The following is a 14,626-nucleotide window of genomic DNA, read 5'->3' as shown; positions in this document are numbered from 1 at the left end:
GGATTCACCGCAGGCAGCCCACAAGAAGCCCTCGACTGCGCCTGCGACCTCTACCTCGGACACTGACCCCCGAAGAACTTGTAGGCATGACCACTAAGTCTGGTTCGCAGCCTGTTTGACGGTCCTGATCACCGGTGCGGTCTCCATATGTGTGATGGCCGGGAGGGACGCCACCTGGGTGGTCAGGTACCGGTACAGCTCCCGCTGATCGGTGCAGACGGCGGTCGCGTACAGGTTCGTCGGCCCGGTTGTGGCTGCGGCGAAGGCGATTTCGGGGTGTTGGGCCAGTGCGGCTCCGGCCTGCTCGAGACTGGCGGGAGCCACCGAGAGCCAGAGCAGGGTGCGCACGCCCAGGCCGAGCAGACGCCAGTCGATGTCGATATCCAGATACAGCACCCCGTGTTCGCGCAGCTCGGTCATCCGGCGCCGGATCGTGGTCGGCGACCAGCCGGTCACCGCGGACAACTGTTCGATGCTGGTCCGCCCGTCGTCGGCGAGGGCGGCGAGCAGTTTCCGGTCACCGTCGAAGAGCTGCACCCGCCCGGGCCGATACGACACCGGTGGTGGGTGTAGTAGCGCGGCCTCCTGGTCGGTCAGCACACCGAGTTTGGCGATCAGGCTGTCCGAGCGGCCGTAGAACATGTGCAGCACCGAATGTGCGGTCACCCCCTCCACACGGGAGGTGCGAGGAAGTTTCGCCAGCAGCAGCGCTTCGCTGTCGGCGTCGTTCTCGGTGCGGACCACACAGGTGATCTCGGTGCCGCCGGAGCACAGGCTGACCCAGGAGGTGTCCGGTCGCCGGGCCAGCGCCTCGGCGACCGGGACGGCCGCGGCGGGTGCGCAGCGCACCCGCAGAAACCACATCGTCGCCCCCAGCGCCACCGGGTCGACCCCGCCGATCACCCGCACCGCCCCGACCGACCGTAACCGGGCGTAGCGGCGGGCGATGGTGCGATCCGACACGCCCAGAACCTCGGCGATGGCGCTGAACGCGGCCCGGCCATCGATCTGCAAAGCGTGCAGGAGACGACGATCCAGCTCATCGAAGTCGAAATCCACCGTCGCAACGGTAGATATTGCCGGATACCGACGCAATCAACCCGGTTGATGGCTCCGCAGTCCCAGCAGGCGCAGCGTTGCTGGTGTCCCGATCGACACGATCGAAGCGACACAACGAACAGGAGAAGCGATGGACACCGACGTGCTCATCATCGGCGCCGGACCCACCGGTATGACGCTGGCCAACGAACTGCGGATAACGGGAGTATCGGCCACGCTGGTCGACAAGCTCGCGCAGCGCAGCCAGTTGTCCAAGGCGGGCGGTGTGCAGTCCCGCACGCAGGAGGCATTCGATCAGCGCGGCCTGCTGGAACCGTTGCTGGCCACCGGAAATCACCAGACCAGCACCGCGCACTTCGCCGGTATCCCGCTCCTGCTCACCCGCCGGCGGCAACGCCTGCCGTGGCGGTCCATACCGCAGGTGGTGATCGAGGGCTTTCTCGAACAGCATCTGGCCGCACACGATCTTCACGTCCGTCGCGACCACGAGTTGATCGGCCTCGCCCAGAACGATATTGGCGTGACCGCGAATTTCGCCAACGGTGTCACCGTCGAGGCGGGATACGTCGTTGCCGCGGACGGCGCCCACAGCACGGTGCGGTCACTGCTGCGCGCCGAATTCCCCGGGCGGGTGGGGACGGCGACCGCGATCGCCGCCGACGTCCGGCTCGACGGCGACGTCCCGGCGCTGACCCGCGCCTGGAGCGAGGACGGATATTGGGCGCAGGTGTTCCCGCTGGGCACCGACTCGCAGGGCAGACCACTGCACCGGCTTGCCCTCGGCGGGCCTGGTCGATCCCTGTCCAGAGACGTTCCCGTCACCGAGGACGAAATCCGCGACGGCCTCCGGAGCGTATTCGGCGCACGGGTGCGACTGCTCGAACTGCGCTACGCCCGCCGCATCACCAACGTGGCCCGCCAGGCCGCCCGCTACCGGCACGGGCGAGTGTTCCTGGCCGGCGACGCCGCCCACGTCCACCTCCCCATCGGTGCGCAGGGCATGAACACCGGGATCCAGGACGTGCTCAACCTCGGCTGGAAACTCGCTGCCGCCGTGCACAATTGGGCCCCGGAACACCTGCTCGACACGTACCACGACGAACGGCACCCGGTCGCGGCCGCCGTGCTGCGCAACGTTCAGGCGCAAAGCCTGCTGATGGACTGGGAAGGCACTCACGACCCGGACGTGATCGCCGCCAAGGACCTGTTCGCGTCCCTGGCCCAACTGCCGGAAGTTCAATACCACCTCGACGGCATGCTCTCCGGAATGGGCATCCGCTACCCGATGCCCGGCAGCGACGACCAACCGCTCGTCGGCCTCCCCGCGCCGGACCTGAAGCTCGGCACGACACGGCTGCACGAACTGCTGCGCTCGGGCCGCGGCATCCTGCTCGACCCGTCCGATACGCTCGCCGAACTCGCCTCCCCGTGGACGGATCGAGTAGACCGCACCGGCCAAGGCGCCGAGCCCGAGCCCATGCTCATTCGTCCCGACGGCTACGTGTGCTGGACCGCCGGCGCCGACCGAAGCACCGACGGCCTGACGTCAGCACTGAACCACTGGTTCGGCAAGCCCCGTTGATGACAACCGCATCTCGGCAATAGGGTGCGTCGAGGCCGACGAGATGATCTCGGCACGTTGACCTTTCGAGCGTGCCGCATGGCCGCTTCGAGCCGCGCGCCATGCGGCATGGAAAGAACACCAGCAGGGCGCCCCGGATCGACCTCACTTCGGCGTATCGTTTGCCTGAGCCGATCATCGCGACCACAGCTCCGTAGAAACAGCGATACCGGTGTTGCTTCCGTATCGCCGAGGTGATGCCAGCTGCGGACTAGGGGTGGCAGGCGGATGTCTGAGCAAATCTGTTCCGTGAGAATAGATCTCACGCCGCACGGCTGGTCATGATCAACTACCGTATCGGCTGTCGCTACTCGGATCTCGGAGGGTGCAGCAATGGCTGAGGATGGTCCGGCTGTTGTGGTCGTGGGTGCGGGTATCGCCGGTCTGTCTGCCGCGTATCGCCTGCAGCAGGCGGGGATTCGCGTGCTGGTGGTGGAGCGGCAGGGGGCGGAGCTGGTCGGCGGGCGGATGGCGACGGTGCGCCGGGGCGGGTTCGACGTCGATCTCGGCGCGCCGCTGTTGGCGCGGCGGTACCGGCGCATGCTGACATTGCTCGACGAGGTGGGCGCGGGCGATCAGATCGTTTCCGCGGCAGATGTTTTCGGTATTCCATATGCGGGACAGGTGTTTCGGGGGCGGACCGGTTCGCCGTGGCGATTGTTGCGTGGTGGCCTGCTGGAGGCGGTGCCGATGGCCGATCGGCTACGGCTCTCGCTCGATGTGTTGCGGCGACGCGGTGGGCTGCACCCGGCGGATATGACCGGTGCGGCGCGATGGGATACCGAGTCGTTGACCGGTTATGCCGATCGGCGCCGATTGCGCCGGTCGACGCTGGATCTGCTGCTCGATCCCCTGGCGAGCACCTTGTGTCTGTCGGAGCCGGGGACCACGGCGGCGATGCCGGCTCTGTTGTTTCTGGCCTTTCTGGCCGGTAGCGGTGGGTTGTTCACCTCGGCCCGGGGGACCGGGTTCGTGCCGCAGGCACTCGCTGCGCGGGTGCCGATCGCCTACCACTGTGAGGTGACCGGCATCGAAACCTGTAGTGGCGGTGTGAAAGTCAGCTACCAACAGCGGAGCGGCGGGGAAGTCACCCGGGCCGCCGAGGCGGTTGTCGTGGCCACTCCGCCGCCGGTGTCGGCCGCCGTGTGTCCGCAGGTGCGGGGCCCGTTGCGGGAAGCATTCGCGGGTACGACCTATTCGCGGACGATCCAGGTGACCTTCTGCCTGGACCGGGCCACTGCCGAGACAGCGGCCTACCTGTTCACCCCACGCCCCGAAGCCCCTGATATCGCCGGAATCACCCTGCCGCACAATCTATCCCGCCGCCGGGTGCCCGAGGGTAAGGGCATGATCACCGTCTACCTGCGTGGTGAGTCCTCGGATCGGTTGTGGCACAGTCCCGATGCGCGGATCGTGGACCATACCGTGGCGGAGCTGTCGGGTCTGCGGATACTGCCCGAAGCGGAGCGGCACAGTTGCGCGGTGTACGTCGATCGGCTCTCCCCGTGTGTGGTGCGCCGCAGGCCGGGGGACTACCGGCGTCTGGCAGACGCGGTCCGTACCAGCGGCGCGCTGCCCGCCATAGTCTGGGCCGGGGGAGATCACTTCGGCCATTCCACCACCATCGGCAGTCTCACCAGCGGTGAGCAGGCCGCTCACGCCGTGCTCGCACATCTGGCGGCACAGAACCCGAAAGGCACACTGTGACAGCGGAATCGGAACTGTTCCCGGATTCGGATTGGCGCGACCTACTCGGCCCCGAGCGTCGCGCACAGGCCCGCGAACGCATGCAGCGGCGGTGCTGGATCGGCACCGACGACGAGGAGCCGTGGATCAGTATCGAAGTCGATCGCGAATGTCTGGAGATGGCCTACACCCTGTTGGCGGTCATCTCCCCGGTCACCGCGCCGGGACGCGACCGTGAAGCCATGATCGTCTATGGCGCGTTGTCGGCCATCTTCGATACCGGTGCCACCGTGACGAGTACGTTCACCACCGAGGACCTGCTCGCCAAGAACTTCCGGGGCAGGCCGATCGCGCAGTGGGCCGAGCGCGCCACTCACGGTTTGGACGAGTGGACGAAAAACCAGATCCTGCAAGGCTTCCACCGCCAGATCGGCCAGCTCACCAAACAACGCGTCGAACACGGCATCGCGGTCAGCGAGACCCGGCACCGGGCCAACCAGGCGAACTATCGGGAGTATCTGCGGTGGCGCGACCGCGAAGGCTGGTACACCGGCGGTCTGCTGTCGTGTGCGGTGATCTCCGGTGTCGACCTGCGCGCGATCCCGCACCGCTGGCTCGAGGAAACCATCGAGGCGTCGATCCTGGCGTTCGATATCCACGGCTCGGTGCGGCACTCCTACGAGCAGGAATTGGGCCACACCCTCAACTATCTGCCCGGCAGCCAACATGACCAGGTCACCGCGTCCTTGGACGCCTACACCGAGATCCTGTTCCGTATCCAGGAGACCGACGAGCTGACCCCGGCGGACAGGGAGTTCCTGATGCGGTTCATCACCGGGCTGGTCATCGCGTCCTACGGCTGTCGCCGCTACAACCGGACCACCGCACTGCATATCGCACAAGCCGGCGACGTCACCACGCCGTGGACCCACACCGACGGCAGTCCCGGATACCGCTACACCTACGACCAAGTCACTACCGAGGGCTGATCATGTGCGAATCCGATAGCCTCACCGACCTCAGCGCGAACGCGGATGTGCGCACCGCACAGAGTCATCGGCTCGTGCAGAAGTTCTACGACATCGCCACCGCGGCGTACCTCGACAACTGGGGAGTGTCGTTCCATCTGCCGCCCTTCACGCCGGGACAGACCCTGCAACAGGCATGCGTTGCTCAGGAACAGCAGCTCGCGGGTAACTTCCGTGCCGGGCAACGCATCCTCGATGCCGGATGCGGCGTCGGCGGGCCCGCCCGAACGATCGCCGCCAGCGTCGCGGGCCTGCATATCACCGGCGTGACACTGATCCAGGAGCAGGTCGATCTCGCTGCCGAGTACACCCGCACCGCGCGGCTCGCCGAGCAGATCACCTTCGTCACAGCCGATTTCAACCGGCTGCCGTTCCCGGACCACTTCTTCGACGGCGCCTACACCTTCGACGCGCTGTGTCACAGCCCCGACAAAGCGACCACCTACCGTGAACTGCATCGCGTCCTCGCTCCCGGCGCCACGTTCGTCGGTACCGACTGGATGCACGCCGACGGTCTGACCGCCTCCGACTACGCCCGCTGGATCGAACCGGTCTGCCGTTACTCGGCCCTGCCGGATCTGCGGAGCCCGGCCGGCACCGCCGAACTGCTGCACGCGGCCGGATTCACCGTCCACCACTGCCACGATCTGGCGGCCGGGCACGACCTGAGCCCCAACTGGGACCTGTTCGATCAATCGGCGGCCTCCATCGTGGACTACTCCGACCCCAGACACCGCTACCTGCACCAGCATTGCGTCACCACCGCCGACGCCGGACGCGCCGGAGCATTCACCATCGGTGCCTGGACTGCCACCGCGTGACCAGTATCGGAATGCCATGACCACCGACGCCGAACTGCCCACGGCCGCAGCCCAGCACGCACACCACCTGCTGGCCCGAGCTCATGCACGGGTGGAACCCGGGTTGCGGCGCAGCGTCGATGACCTGTCGGGCCCGCTGCGGCTCATGGCGGGATACCACTTCGGCTGGTGGGATCGCCACGGCGACACCGTGAACGGGTGGCGCGGCAAGGCATTGCGGCCGGCACTGACCTTCGGTGGCGCCGCATACGGCAGCGATCCGGCGCAAGCCACCGACGCCGCGGTGGTCGTCGAACTACTGCACAACTTCTCACTGATCCACGACGACGTCATGGACGCCGACCCACTGCGCCGCGGACGCGGGACAGTCTGGCACATCTGGGGAACCACCGACGCAGTCCTGCTCGGCGACGCTTTGCACACGCTCGCATTCCGCACACTCACCACCACCACCGCCGCGTCGGCGGCCACGATCCGTCCCGCGATCGACCGGCTCACCACCACCTCACTCGAACTGTGCCGAGGCCAACAAGCCGACTGCGCCCTCGCACACCGCCCGCCGCACACCACCGACTACATCGCGATGGCCATGGGCAAGACCGGCGCACTGATGGGTTGCGCCTGCGCATTGGGCGCCCTGTGCGCCGGTGCACCCACCGAAACAGTCGATGCGCTGGACGCCTTCGGACGGCAACTCGGACTCGCGTTCCAATTCGTCGACGACATCATCGGCATCTGGGGCGACCCCACCGTGACCGGCAAACCCGTCGGCGCCGATCTGATGCGCCGCAAACCCACACTGCCGGTACTGACGGCCATCGAAACCGGCGGCCCCGCCGCCACGGAATTACGTCGGCTCTACGAATCCACCTCCGCGATAACGGCATCCGACATCACCCGAGCAACCGAACTACTCGACGCCTGTGGCGCAAAACAGCAAACCCTCCAGCACGCCCAGCAACTCATCACCGACGCATTCGCCGCACTACCCACACAACAATGGGCCACCGACCTCGAGACATTGGCCCACCTCGCCGTTCACCGGAATCGATAACAGGCAACGTGGCAATAGCGCGACACGGCACCGAACACCACATAATCAGCTTGGGCAGTAGGCGCATTCGCGGTCGGGTCAGATGTCTCGCCGCATCTCCCAGAACTCGTTGCCCGCTTCACTTTTCGGCGGGATGTAGGTGCCGACACGGTGGAATCCGGCCCGCTGATAGACCCGGATGCCGCGCTGGTTCCAGCTGAAAACGAACAGGCGGAAGTAGGCGGGCTGAAATGCCGTCCGCGCGAAGTCGAGGCCGGCTCGCACGAACGCGAGCCCGGCCCCGCCACCTGTCGCGTCCGGTCGCATGCCGAGCCCGATCGCGACCTCTCCGTCGTCGCCGAGCAGGGCAGGCCCGGCCGTGTCCCAGGGCAGCGCGGCGGTGCCGAAGCTGAAGAACCCCACGAGGTTTCCGCGCTGATCGTGCACCGCGTAGTACGGGCTCCGCGGATCCAGCAGTTCTTCGGTGGAATCCTCGCCCATGTCGTAGATCTGGTACGGGGATTCGTAGCGCCACGAGAGAACGGCTCGGGCATCGCTCGGGCTCATTTCCGCCAGCGTGAACAACGAACAGAATCTCCTCATCGGCGAGTGGCCTTCGATACCTGTGGGACTCGCGAAACCATGACACACCCAGGGAAGAGTCCGCGACCGTATTTCACGCGGTGCCTCGAAGTTCGCGCTCATCGGCGTAGCGGGCACTCGACGGGGCGCGACTAGTTCGACCGGGTGGGTTGGGTGTCGGCGCGGGTGTCGTATTCGGCGCGGGCGGCATCGATGTGTGTCAGGTGGGCGATGCTCCACTCCAGAAGGGGTGCGGTGGCTTCGCGGAGAGTCCTGCCCATCGGGGTGAGTTCGTAGCTGACGTGGGGCGGCATGACGTTGTGGACGGTCCGTGTCAGGATTCCGTCGCGCTCCAGGCTGCGCAGGGTGACGGTGAGCATGCGCTGGCTGATCCCGTCGATATCTCGTTTGAGTTCGGTGAAGCGGCGCGGCCCGTGTCGGAGATTGCGCACGATCAGCAGCGACCACTTGTCCCCGACGATGCCGAGCACTACCCGTGCCCGGCACGCATTGTCCTGCCGCACAGGCTCGTTGTCCGTCGTGGCCATGGTTACCTCCAGAGAACCGGGGCACCGAAATGTGCCTTATTGCTCAGGGCATATCGAACGATCACGATGGTTGTGGTTCCTAAACAGTACCGGGTTACGAACAGTAACCAGGGTCGTTTCGCGCGTTGTCACGCCTTGAAAAGAAGAGAGCACTACAACCATGTCGATATTTCTGCTGGTCCACGGCGCCTGGCACAGTGGACGGTGCTGGGAGCGGGTGGTGCCGCTGCTGGAGTCGCCCGGCCACCGAGTGCTCGCACCATCGCTGACCGGCTACGGCGACCGGGCACATCTACTCAGCCCCGAGGTAGGGCTCGACACACACGTCGACGACATCGTCGCGCTGATCGACGAGGAGGACCTCACCGAGGTGATCCTGGTGGGGCACAGCTATGCGGGACTGGTCATTTCCTCTGCGGCCAACCAGGTTCCGGACCGGATCGCGCACCTGGTCTATCTCGATGCGATGGTCCCGCGCGACGGTGAGACCGCGATCGACATCCAACCCGTCACCCGGAATCTGATCGACCTCGCCGCGCAGTCCGACAGCGGCTGGCGAGTTCCGCCGCTTCCCGAGAGGCCGCCGCCCTTCGGCCTGTTCGGGGTCACCGACCCCGCGGATGTCGCTTGGCTGCGTGAGATGCTCTCGGATCAACCGGTGCGCTGCCTTCAGCAACCGGTGCGGCTGGACAACCCAGCCGTGCACGCGATCCCGCGGACCCATATCCACTGCGTCGGGGCGAGGCCGGCGGGCATCATCCGGCGACCCGTCCCCGCGATGCAGCCCAATGGTTCTCCGGCGCAGGTGTGGGAGCTGCCGACGGGCCACGACTGCATGATCACCCTGCCCACCGAGCTCAGCGAACTGCTGCTGAAGCTTGGCATGTAGCCCCGGCCCGAGGCGTCAGCAGTCGGGTGAACCGCTCATCCATAATCCGGTAGGCAGTGTCTTACGTTGTCGCCGTGCCGATTCGGTTCTCCGCCGGGCTACCGAGACCGTGGATGAGGTCGATGCCGTGGCCGAGGTTGTCCAGTCGGGCGGTGAGGGTATCGCCTGCGGGGTAGAGGCGGATGGTGTCCACCCCGGCGTCGCGCCAGGTGCGCAACCTGTCGCGGACCATGGACTCGGTGCCGATCAATGTCGTCGCCAGCACCATCTCATCGGTGATCAGGGTGGCGGCGCCCATGCGGTCGCCGGACTGCCAGCGTTCCCGGACCGCGGCGGCGACCTCGGCCCAGCCCTGCCTGCTGTAGGCCTTGTTGTAGTAGTTGGTATCGCTGGAACCCATGCCGCCCAGGGAGAATGCGAGCTCCAGTTTGCGGCTGCCGAGGGTCTCGGCCAACCGGCTCTCGTCGACGATGTTGATCTCGGCGCCCTGGCAGATGTCGAGATCGGCGCGGCTGCGACCGGAGCGCGCCAGACCCGCGTCCAGGTGCGTGAAGTACGCGGCGGCGCCCTCGGGGACGAAGCTCGTGCCCAGCCAGCCGTCCGCGATCTCGCCGGTGAGTTCCAGCATCTTCGGTGACAGCGTGGCGAGGTAGATCGGCACCGATACCGGCGACAGGCTCAATCGCATCGGGCGGCCCTCGCCACCGGGCAGCGGGATCGTGAATCGCTCACCGCTGTAACTGATCTTCTCGCCGGTGAACGTGGCGCGCACGATCTCCACGGTCTCGCGCATCCGGGACAGCGGGCGGGCGAAGGGGATGCCGTGCAGGCCCTCGAGAACCTGCGGGCCCGAGGCGCCGAGGCCGAGCACGAAGCGGCCACCGGACAGGTGGGCGAGTGTCATCGCGGTCTGTGCGATGGTCACCGGTGACCGGGTGCCGAGCTGAATCACCCCGGACCCCAGCAGGATCCGCTCGGTGCGAGCCGCGAGAAATCCCAGCGGCGAGGGCGCGTCGGCACCCCATGCCTCGGCGACCCAGCACATATCCAGTCCGAGCTTTTCGGCCTCGACGACGAATTCGGTGATCATTCGCCAATCGCCGGCCGAACCCTCGATCGTGGTCGCGGTGCGCATCACCGTACCTCTTCCAACAGATCCTTGATGGCGGCCAGATTGGCTGTCATACCCGTCTCGAATTCGCGCAGCCGGACGAATACGATCTTCTGCTCCTTGTCCGGCATCGCACTGATCGCGAAGCTCAACCCGGAAGGGGCCGGGCCCATCTGCGTCCACTGCTCCAGCACCGTGCCGGACCCTTCCGGACGCACCGTGAAACGCCAGATGCTGGAAGGAAATTCGGGATCGCCGACCGCCCAGGCGAAGCGGCGCGGCGGATCGTATTCGACGACCGTGCTCACCGTCTCCCAGGACCCCAGCGACTCGTGGACGTTGCGACCGGCGAACCGCATGCCGATCGCGGGCCCCGCGGCGCCGTCGAGCCACTCGACCTCTCGCAGCTCGGCGCTCAGTGTCGGCATCAGGTGAATATCGCTGATACAGCGCCAGACTTGCTCGGGCGGAGTCTCGATATAGCTGTCGACCGCCACGGTCGGGGTGTCCGCGTACACCTGTCCGGTCCATTCCACGCTTCATTCCTCTCGCCTACGTCCATAGTTGCGTAGATAGACTCACTGGGCAAGACTGGACCGGTGAAACGCACCTCGTTCGCGAACTGGCCCTGCTCGATCGCGCGGACCATGGATCTGCTCGGTGACTGGTGGACGCCGCTGGTGCTGCGCGAGGCGTTCTACGGAATCCGGCGGTTCGACGAGTTCCAGCAGGAGCTCGGCATCGCCCGCAAAACCCTGTCGGAGCGATTGCGCCGGCTGGTGGAGGCCGATCTGCTGGAGAAGCGGATCTACGAGACCACGCCGATCCGGTACGAGTACCTGCTCACCGACTCCGGCCGGGACTTCTTCCACGTCCTCCTGGCCATGACCGCCTGGGGTGACCGATGGCTGTCCGGCGAGGGCGGCGTCCCCGTCATCGCCCACCACACCACCTGCGGTCACGATGCCGAGGCGAAAGTCGTTTGCTCACACTGCGATCAGCCGATGGACTGGGACAACGTGACCTGCCGCCCCGGCCTCGGCTACCCCGCCAAACTACTGACCCGCCCGGCCGTCCGCCGCCGATTCCATCTCGACGACCCGGTCGCGGAATCCGCCGGGCCGGCGGCGTGAGGAATCCTGAGATGTGAAAACTGAACGGCCACAAGCGGTTGACGCGCTGGCTACCTTGCGGCCGCTTGTAGTGGTTCGGTCTTCCTGGGCTTCTGCAAGAGGCTGAGCAGTAGTCGCACGTAGGGTCCCCAGTGCGCCGGGTGCGCCACTGTGCCGGTGCAGGCGAGCTCGGCTCGGTCCAGGCTGTCTTCCAGGCATGCGTTGTGTAGCGGTCCGATGGCGAGTGGCCAGGTGAGTCGGGCCATGCCGCGGGTTTTCATGGCGACGGTGTGCCGAAGAAGTGTGTGGTCCTCGTCGACATCCAGGACGGCGAATTCATGGAAGCCGTGGAAGCCTCGCGGCCCGGTGAAGGTGAAACGCACCCAGGTAGCCGGGACGTACGCGGCGACGGTGTAGCGGATCGGCTTGTGCCCGCCGACCGCCCCGACCGACAGAGGGCGGTCGAACTCCATCGGAGGCCACTCCGCTCGCGGCCATAGTGCGTCGTTGCTGCTCGACAGGGTGTCGATCAAAGCTCCCACCTCGCTGTGCTTGGCGGGCAGCAGGCGCTCGTGCACGTTGTAGACGGCCATCAGTCCTCCAGGATCAGGTATCAGAGGGAACCTTCAATAGCGCGAATCCGGTCACCGTTCGGGCGGCAATCTCTGCGACTGGAGCATTCGATCGACTCGATGCTGTTCTTGTACGCAGGAACCTCGGCTCCTGTCGACCTGGATAACACCTGACCTTCCCACGTTAGGTGATCAAGGACGGCCCAACCGGCGGAAGCGCCATTTGGTTATCCAACAGCAATTAGCGAGCTATGCCGTCGCAGTTCCGGCTCGATCAGCACCATCTTGCTGTCCTCTGAAACCGTGGTTGCCGATGAGACACTCTAGGCGTAGTGTCTCCGGCGAGACACTGTCTCATAAGTGTCTCATGAAGGTTGTCAGCCATCGTGGCCGGTGAGAGGAGCTTGTTTTGACCATCCAGACGACGACGCTCTTGGAGCTTCCGGACACAATGGTGGCTCGGCAGTGTCTCGAGCTCGCGATGCTCGAGGAGTCTCCCGCGATTGTCAATCACTGCATCCGCAGTTTTCTGTTCGCGAGATTGTTCGCCGAGAACATTCAGGCGATGCCCGGTTCGGACTATGATCCCGAAATACTGTTCCTCGCATGCGTTTTGCATGATCTCGGTCTGGGCGTCTCTGCCGACAGCTATTTGCGCTTCGAGGTCGATGGCGCGAACAGGGCCGCGAAATTCCTCACGGAACTGCGGGTGCCGGCCGATCACGTGGACGCCGTGTGGGAGGCTATCGCGCTACATACCTCGGCCCACATCGCGGAACAGCGTAATACCTTGTGCTACCTGACCCGATCCGGAATCAATCTCGATTTCGGTCCACCGGCGGGATTCCCCTTCGGCCCATCGTCGGAGTTCATCACGGACGAGCAGGGTGCGGCCATTCACGAGGCCTATCCGCGGTATTCGATGGTCACGGCGCTGACGAATACGGTGATCGAGCAGGTCGAAGTGCGCCCGGCCAAAGCGCCGCCGTTCTCTCCCGCCGCGGTCATGACGAGCGAACGTCAGCAGTCGCCCGATCACCTGAGCTGGATGGAACGTGCCGGCAGCGCCGGACGGTGGGGAAACTGATCACGCCGAATCGGCATGCCGACCGACTGCGAATCGAGGTTTGATCGATGGGCGCACAGGATGGGTTCGATTGGAGCTGGGCGAGTAGCACCGGCGGCAAGCTCGACCGGCGACAGATGGGCAAGCTCCTCATCGCCGCAGCCACATTGGTACCCGGAGCACTCAGTAGTCATGCACTGTCATTTCTGGGTGTCCAGGGTCCGGCCGTGCTCGACGAGGCCGAGATGCGAATTCCGGATACCGCGGTGGCCAAAGAGGCCGAATGGGAGGCTCGCAGGAGATTGAGCCCCTGGGTGCTGGAGCACTCCTACCGGGTCTACTACTTCGGCAAGGCATTAGCGAAGATCGGTGGGGTGCCCCTCGACGAAGAGCTGCACTTCACTACGGCGATTCTCCATGACATAGAGTTCGAACATCCCGTTCCCGGAAGGTGTTTCGCAGTGCGCGGCGCCGAGGATGCCGAACGCTTCCTCACCGGCCTCGGAGTCCCCCGGGACAGGGTGGTGCTCGTACGCAACGGTATCTCCGGGCATATCACCTTCGGTGTCGAAAAGGATCTGTCGGATCTGGCCGGAGTCGTTTCGGCGGGATGCGAAACCGACCTGGGCGGAACTCGCGTGGAAGAAATGAACCGCAAGTGGGTGGATTCGGTTGTCGCACAGCACCCTCGCCTCGATTTCAAGCGAAGGGTAATCGAGGCCGTTCGCTTGGAATCCGAAGCCGTTCCCGACGGCCGCACAGCATTGATGCGCCAAATGGGCTTCGAAATGGGCGTGACCAACGCGCCCTTCGCGGAGTAACGCCCGCGAGCGGCGCTAGCGCAGAACTCGGCCGATAATAACCCCGGCAGCGCCGGGATCGGCCGGCTCGCCGGTGATGAACTCGCGGTAATAGAAGGACTCGGCCAGGCGCACAACGGCATAGGCGAGACTGTGGCTGTCGATATCGGCCGGTTCGCCGATCTCCTCGATGATCCACTCGACGACGGTCGTGATGAGCCGCTGCTGAACCACCCCGTGCCGAGAGGACAGCACCCGTAATGCTGTATCGGTATGTTCGCCGAGGAAGGTGCGCATGGAGTGGCGCGCGAAGCTGATGCGCACCAACTCTTCGACGGACTCCGCGATTCCGGTCGCGCCCCGGCCTCGGTGTTGTTCACGCAGGCCGGCCAGGTCGGCACTGGCTTGTGACCACACCACTTCACCCAGGATGCGGTCTCGGTCGCCGTAGCGACGGTACAGCGTCGCGCGACTGACCCCGCTGACCGTGCCCAGCCTGCGGACGTCGATCCAGCCGTCCTGAATGAACATCTCCCGCGCGATGGCCAGCACGGGATCATCGGCCGGGAACGGGGCCGGCGACTCTTGCTCCTGCAACACCACCTGTTCAGTGTCTCACACGCTGACGTCGTTGCCCTTGATACACCACGCGGGTAGTGTCTCAACTGAGACATTGACCATACTGTGTCTCAGGGGAG

General features: G+C 65.5%; 16 protein-coding genes. 9 read left to right on the top strand and 7 right to left on the bottom strand.

Annotated elements, in window-relative coordinates; genetic code table 11:
- Window positions 1-93: 93 nt before the first annotated feature.
- Complete coding sequence (locus ACIA76_RS13295; RefSeq protein WP_397151901.1) at window positions 94-1,059, bottom strand: Lrp/AsnC family transcriptional regulator; 966 nt, start codon at window positions 1,057-1,059, stop codon at window positions 94-96.
- A gap of 130 nt (window positions 1,060-1,189) precedes the next feature.
- Between ACIA76_RS13295 and ACIA76_RS13290 the strand changes: the two genes are divergently transcribed.
- The 5 genes from ACIA76_RS13290 (at window position 1,190) to ACIA76_RS13270 (ending at window position 7,269) form a co-directional block, all read left to right on the top strand.
- Window positions 1,190-2,641, top strand: a complete 1,452-nt coding sequence (locus tag ACIA76_RS13290; RefSeq protein ID WP_397151899.1) for an FAD-dependent monooxygenase — start codon at window positions 1,190-1,192, stop codon at window positions 2,639-2,641.
- A gap of 372 nt (window positions 2,642-3,013) precedes the next feature.
- A complete protein-coding gene (locus ACIA76_RS13285; protein ID WP_397151897.1) occupies window positions 3,014-4,387 on the top strand; it encodes a protoporphyrinogen/coproporphyrinogen oxidase in 1,374 nt (457 codons plus the stop codon).
- The gene (locus ACIA76_RS13280; protein WP_397151895.1) at window positions 4,384-5,355 is read left to right on the top strand and encodes a hypothetical protein; all 972 of its coding nucleotides are present in this window, start codon (window positions 4,384-4,386) and stop codon (window positions 5,353-5,355) included. Before ACIA76_RS13285 ends, ACIA76_RS13280 begins: the two co-directional genes overlap by 4 nt.
- A gap of 2 nt (window positions 5,356-5,357) precedes the next feature.
- On the top strand, window positions 5,358-6,215 hold the full coding sequence (locus ACIA76_RS13275; protein ID WP_397151893.1) for a methyltransferase domain-containing protein: 858 nt from the start codon (window positions 5,358-5,360) through the stop codon (window positions 6,213-6,215).
- 16 nt (window positions 6,216-6,231) lie between these two features.
- Window positions 6,232-7,269: a polyprenyl synthetase family protein gene (locus ACIA76_RS13270; RefSeq protein WP_397151891.1), complete on the top strand. Its 1,038-nt coding sequence runs from the start codon at window positions 6,232-6,234 to the stop codon at window positions 7,267-7,269.
- A 78-nt stretch (window positions 7,270-7,347) separates the two neighbouring features.
- Here ACIA76_RS13270 and ACIA76_RS13265 read toward each other — a convergent pair whose 3' ends face one another.
- A complete protein-coding gene (locus tag ACIA76_RS13265) occupies window positions 7,348-7,815 on the bottom strand; it encodes a GNAT family N-acetyltransferase (protein WP_397151889.1) in 468 nt (155 codons plus the stop codon).
- Window positions 7,816-7,982: 167 nt separating this feature from the next.
- The gene (locus ACIA76_RS13260) at window positions 7,983-8,378 is read right to left on the bottom strand and encodes a winged helix-turn-helix transcriptional regulator (RefSeq protein ID WP_397151887.1); all 396 of its coding nucleotides are present in this window, start codon (window positions 8,376-8,378) and stop codon (window positions 7,983-7,985) included.
- A gap of 160 nt (window positions 8,379-8,538) precedes the next feature.
- Here ACIA76_RS13260 and ACIA76_RS13255 point away from each other — a divergent pair, with 160 nt between their 5' ends.
- Window positions 8,539-9,267, top strand: a complete 729-nt coding sequence (locus tag ACIA76_RS13255; RefSeq protein WP_397151885.1) for an alpha/beta hydrolase — start codon at window positions 8,539-8,541, stop codon at window positions 9,265-9,267.
- 61 nt (window positions 9,268-9,328) lie between these two features.
- Here ACIA76_RS13255 and ACIA76_RS13250 read toward each other — a convergent pair whose 3' ends face one another.
- A complete protein-coding gene (locus ACIA76_RS13250; RefSeq protein ID WP_397151883.1) occupies window positions 9,329-10,402 on the bottom strand; it encodes an LLM class flavin-dependent oxidoreductase in 1,074 nt (357 codons plus the stop codon).
- The gene (locus ACIA76_RS13245; RefSeq protein ID WP_397151881.1) at window positions 10,402-10,914 is read right to left on the bottom strand and encodes an SRPBCC family protein; all 513 of its coding nucleotides are present in this window, start codon (window positions 10,912-10,914) and stop codon (window positions 10,402-10,404) included. Before ACIA76_RS13245 ends, ACIA76_RS13250 begins: the two co-directional genes overlap by 1 nt.
- Window positions 10,915-10,977: 63 nt before the next feature.
- On the opposite strand from ACIA76_RS13245, the gene ACIA76_RS13240 reads away from it, so the two are divergent.
- Window positions 10,978-11,511 carry a winged helix-turn-helix transcriptional regulator gene (locus ACIA76_RS13240; protein WP_397151879.1) on the top strand — a complete coding sequence of 178 codons (534 nt, stop codon included), beginning with the start codon at window positions 10,978-10,980 and terminating at the stop codon, window positions 11,509-11,511.
- Window positions 11,512-11,561: 50 nt separating this feature from the next.
- On the opposite strand, the gene ACIA76_RS13235 is transcribed toward ACIA76_RS13240, so the two are convergent.
- Window positions 11,562-12,083, bottom strand: coding sequence for an SRPBCC family protein (locus ACIA76_RS13235; protein ID WP_397151877.1), 522 nt, complete (start codon window positions 12,081-12,083; stop codon window positions 11,562-11,564).
- 388 nt (window positions 12,084-12,471) lie between these two features.
- Here ACIA76_RS13235 and ACIA76_RS13230 point away from each other — a divergent pair, with 388 nt between their 5' ends.
- Together ACIA76_RS13230 and ACIA76_RS13225 are read left to right on the top strand one after the other, a co-directional pair.
- Window positions 12,472-13,149, top strand: a complete 678-nt coding sequence (locus tag ACIA76_RS13230; RefSeq protein ID WP_397151875.1) for an HD domain-containing protein — start codon at window positions 12,472-12,474, stop codon at window positions 13,147-13,149.
- A gap of 47 nt (window positions 13,150-13,196) precedes the next feature.
- Window positions 13,197-13,949: a phosphohydrolase gene (locus ACIA76_RS13225; protein ID WP_397151873.1), complete on the top strand. Its 753-nt coding sequence runs from the start codon at window positions 13,197-13,199 to the stop codon at window positions 13,947-13,949.
- A 15-nt stretch (window positions 13,950-13,964) separates the two neighbouring features.
- Here ACIA76_RS13225 and ACIA76_RS13220 read toward each other — a convergent pair whose 3' ends face one another.
- Window positions 13,965-14,531: a QsdR family transcriptional regulator gene (locus tag ACIA76_RS13220; RefSeq protein ID WP_397151871.1), complete on the bottom strand. Its 567-nt coding sequence runs from the start codon at window positions 14,529-14,531 to the stop codon at window positions 13,965-13,967.
- Between the last annotated feature and the right edge of the window lie 95 nt (window positions 14,532-14,626).

The organism is Nocardia sp. NPDC051570 (assembly GCF_044454005.1).
Classification (GTDB): domain Bacteria; phylum Actinomycetota; class Actinomycetes; order Mycobacteriales; family Mycobacteriaceae; genus Nocardia.
Note: the sequence above shows the minus strand (reverse complement) of the source record. Positions and strands in the feature narration are given on the sequence as shown.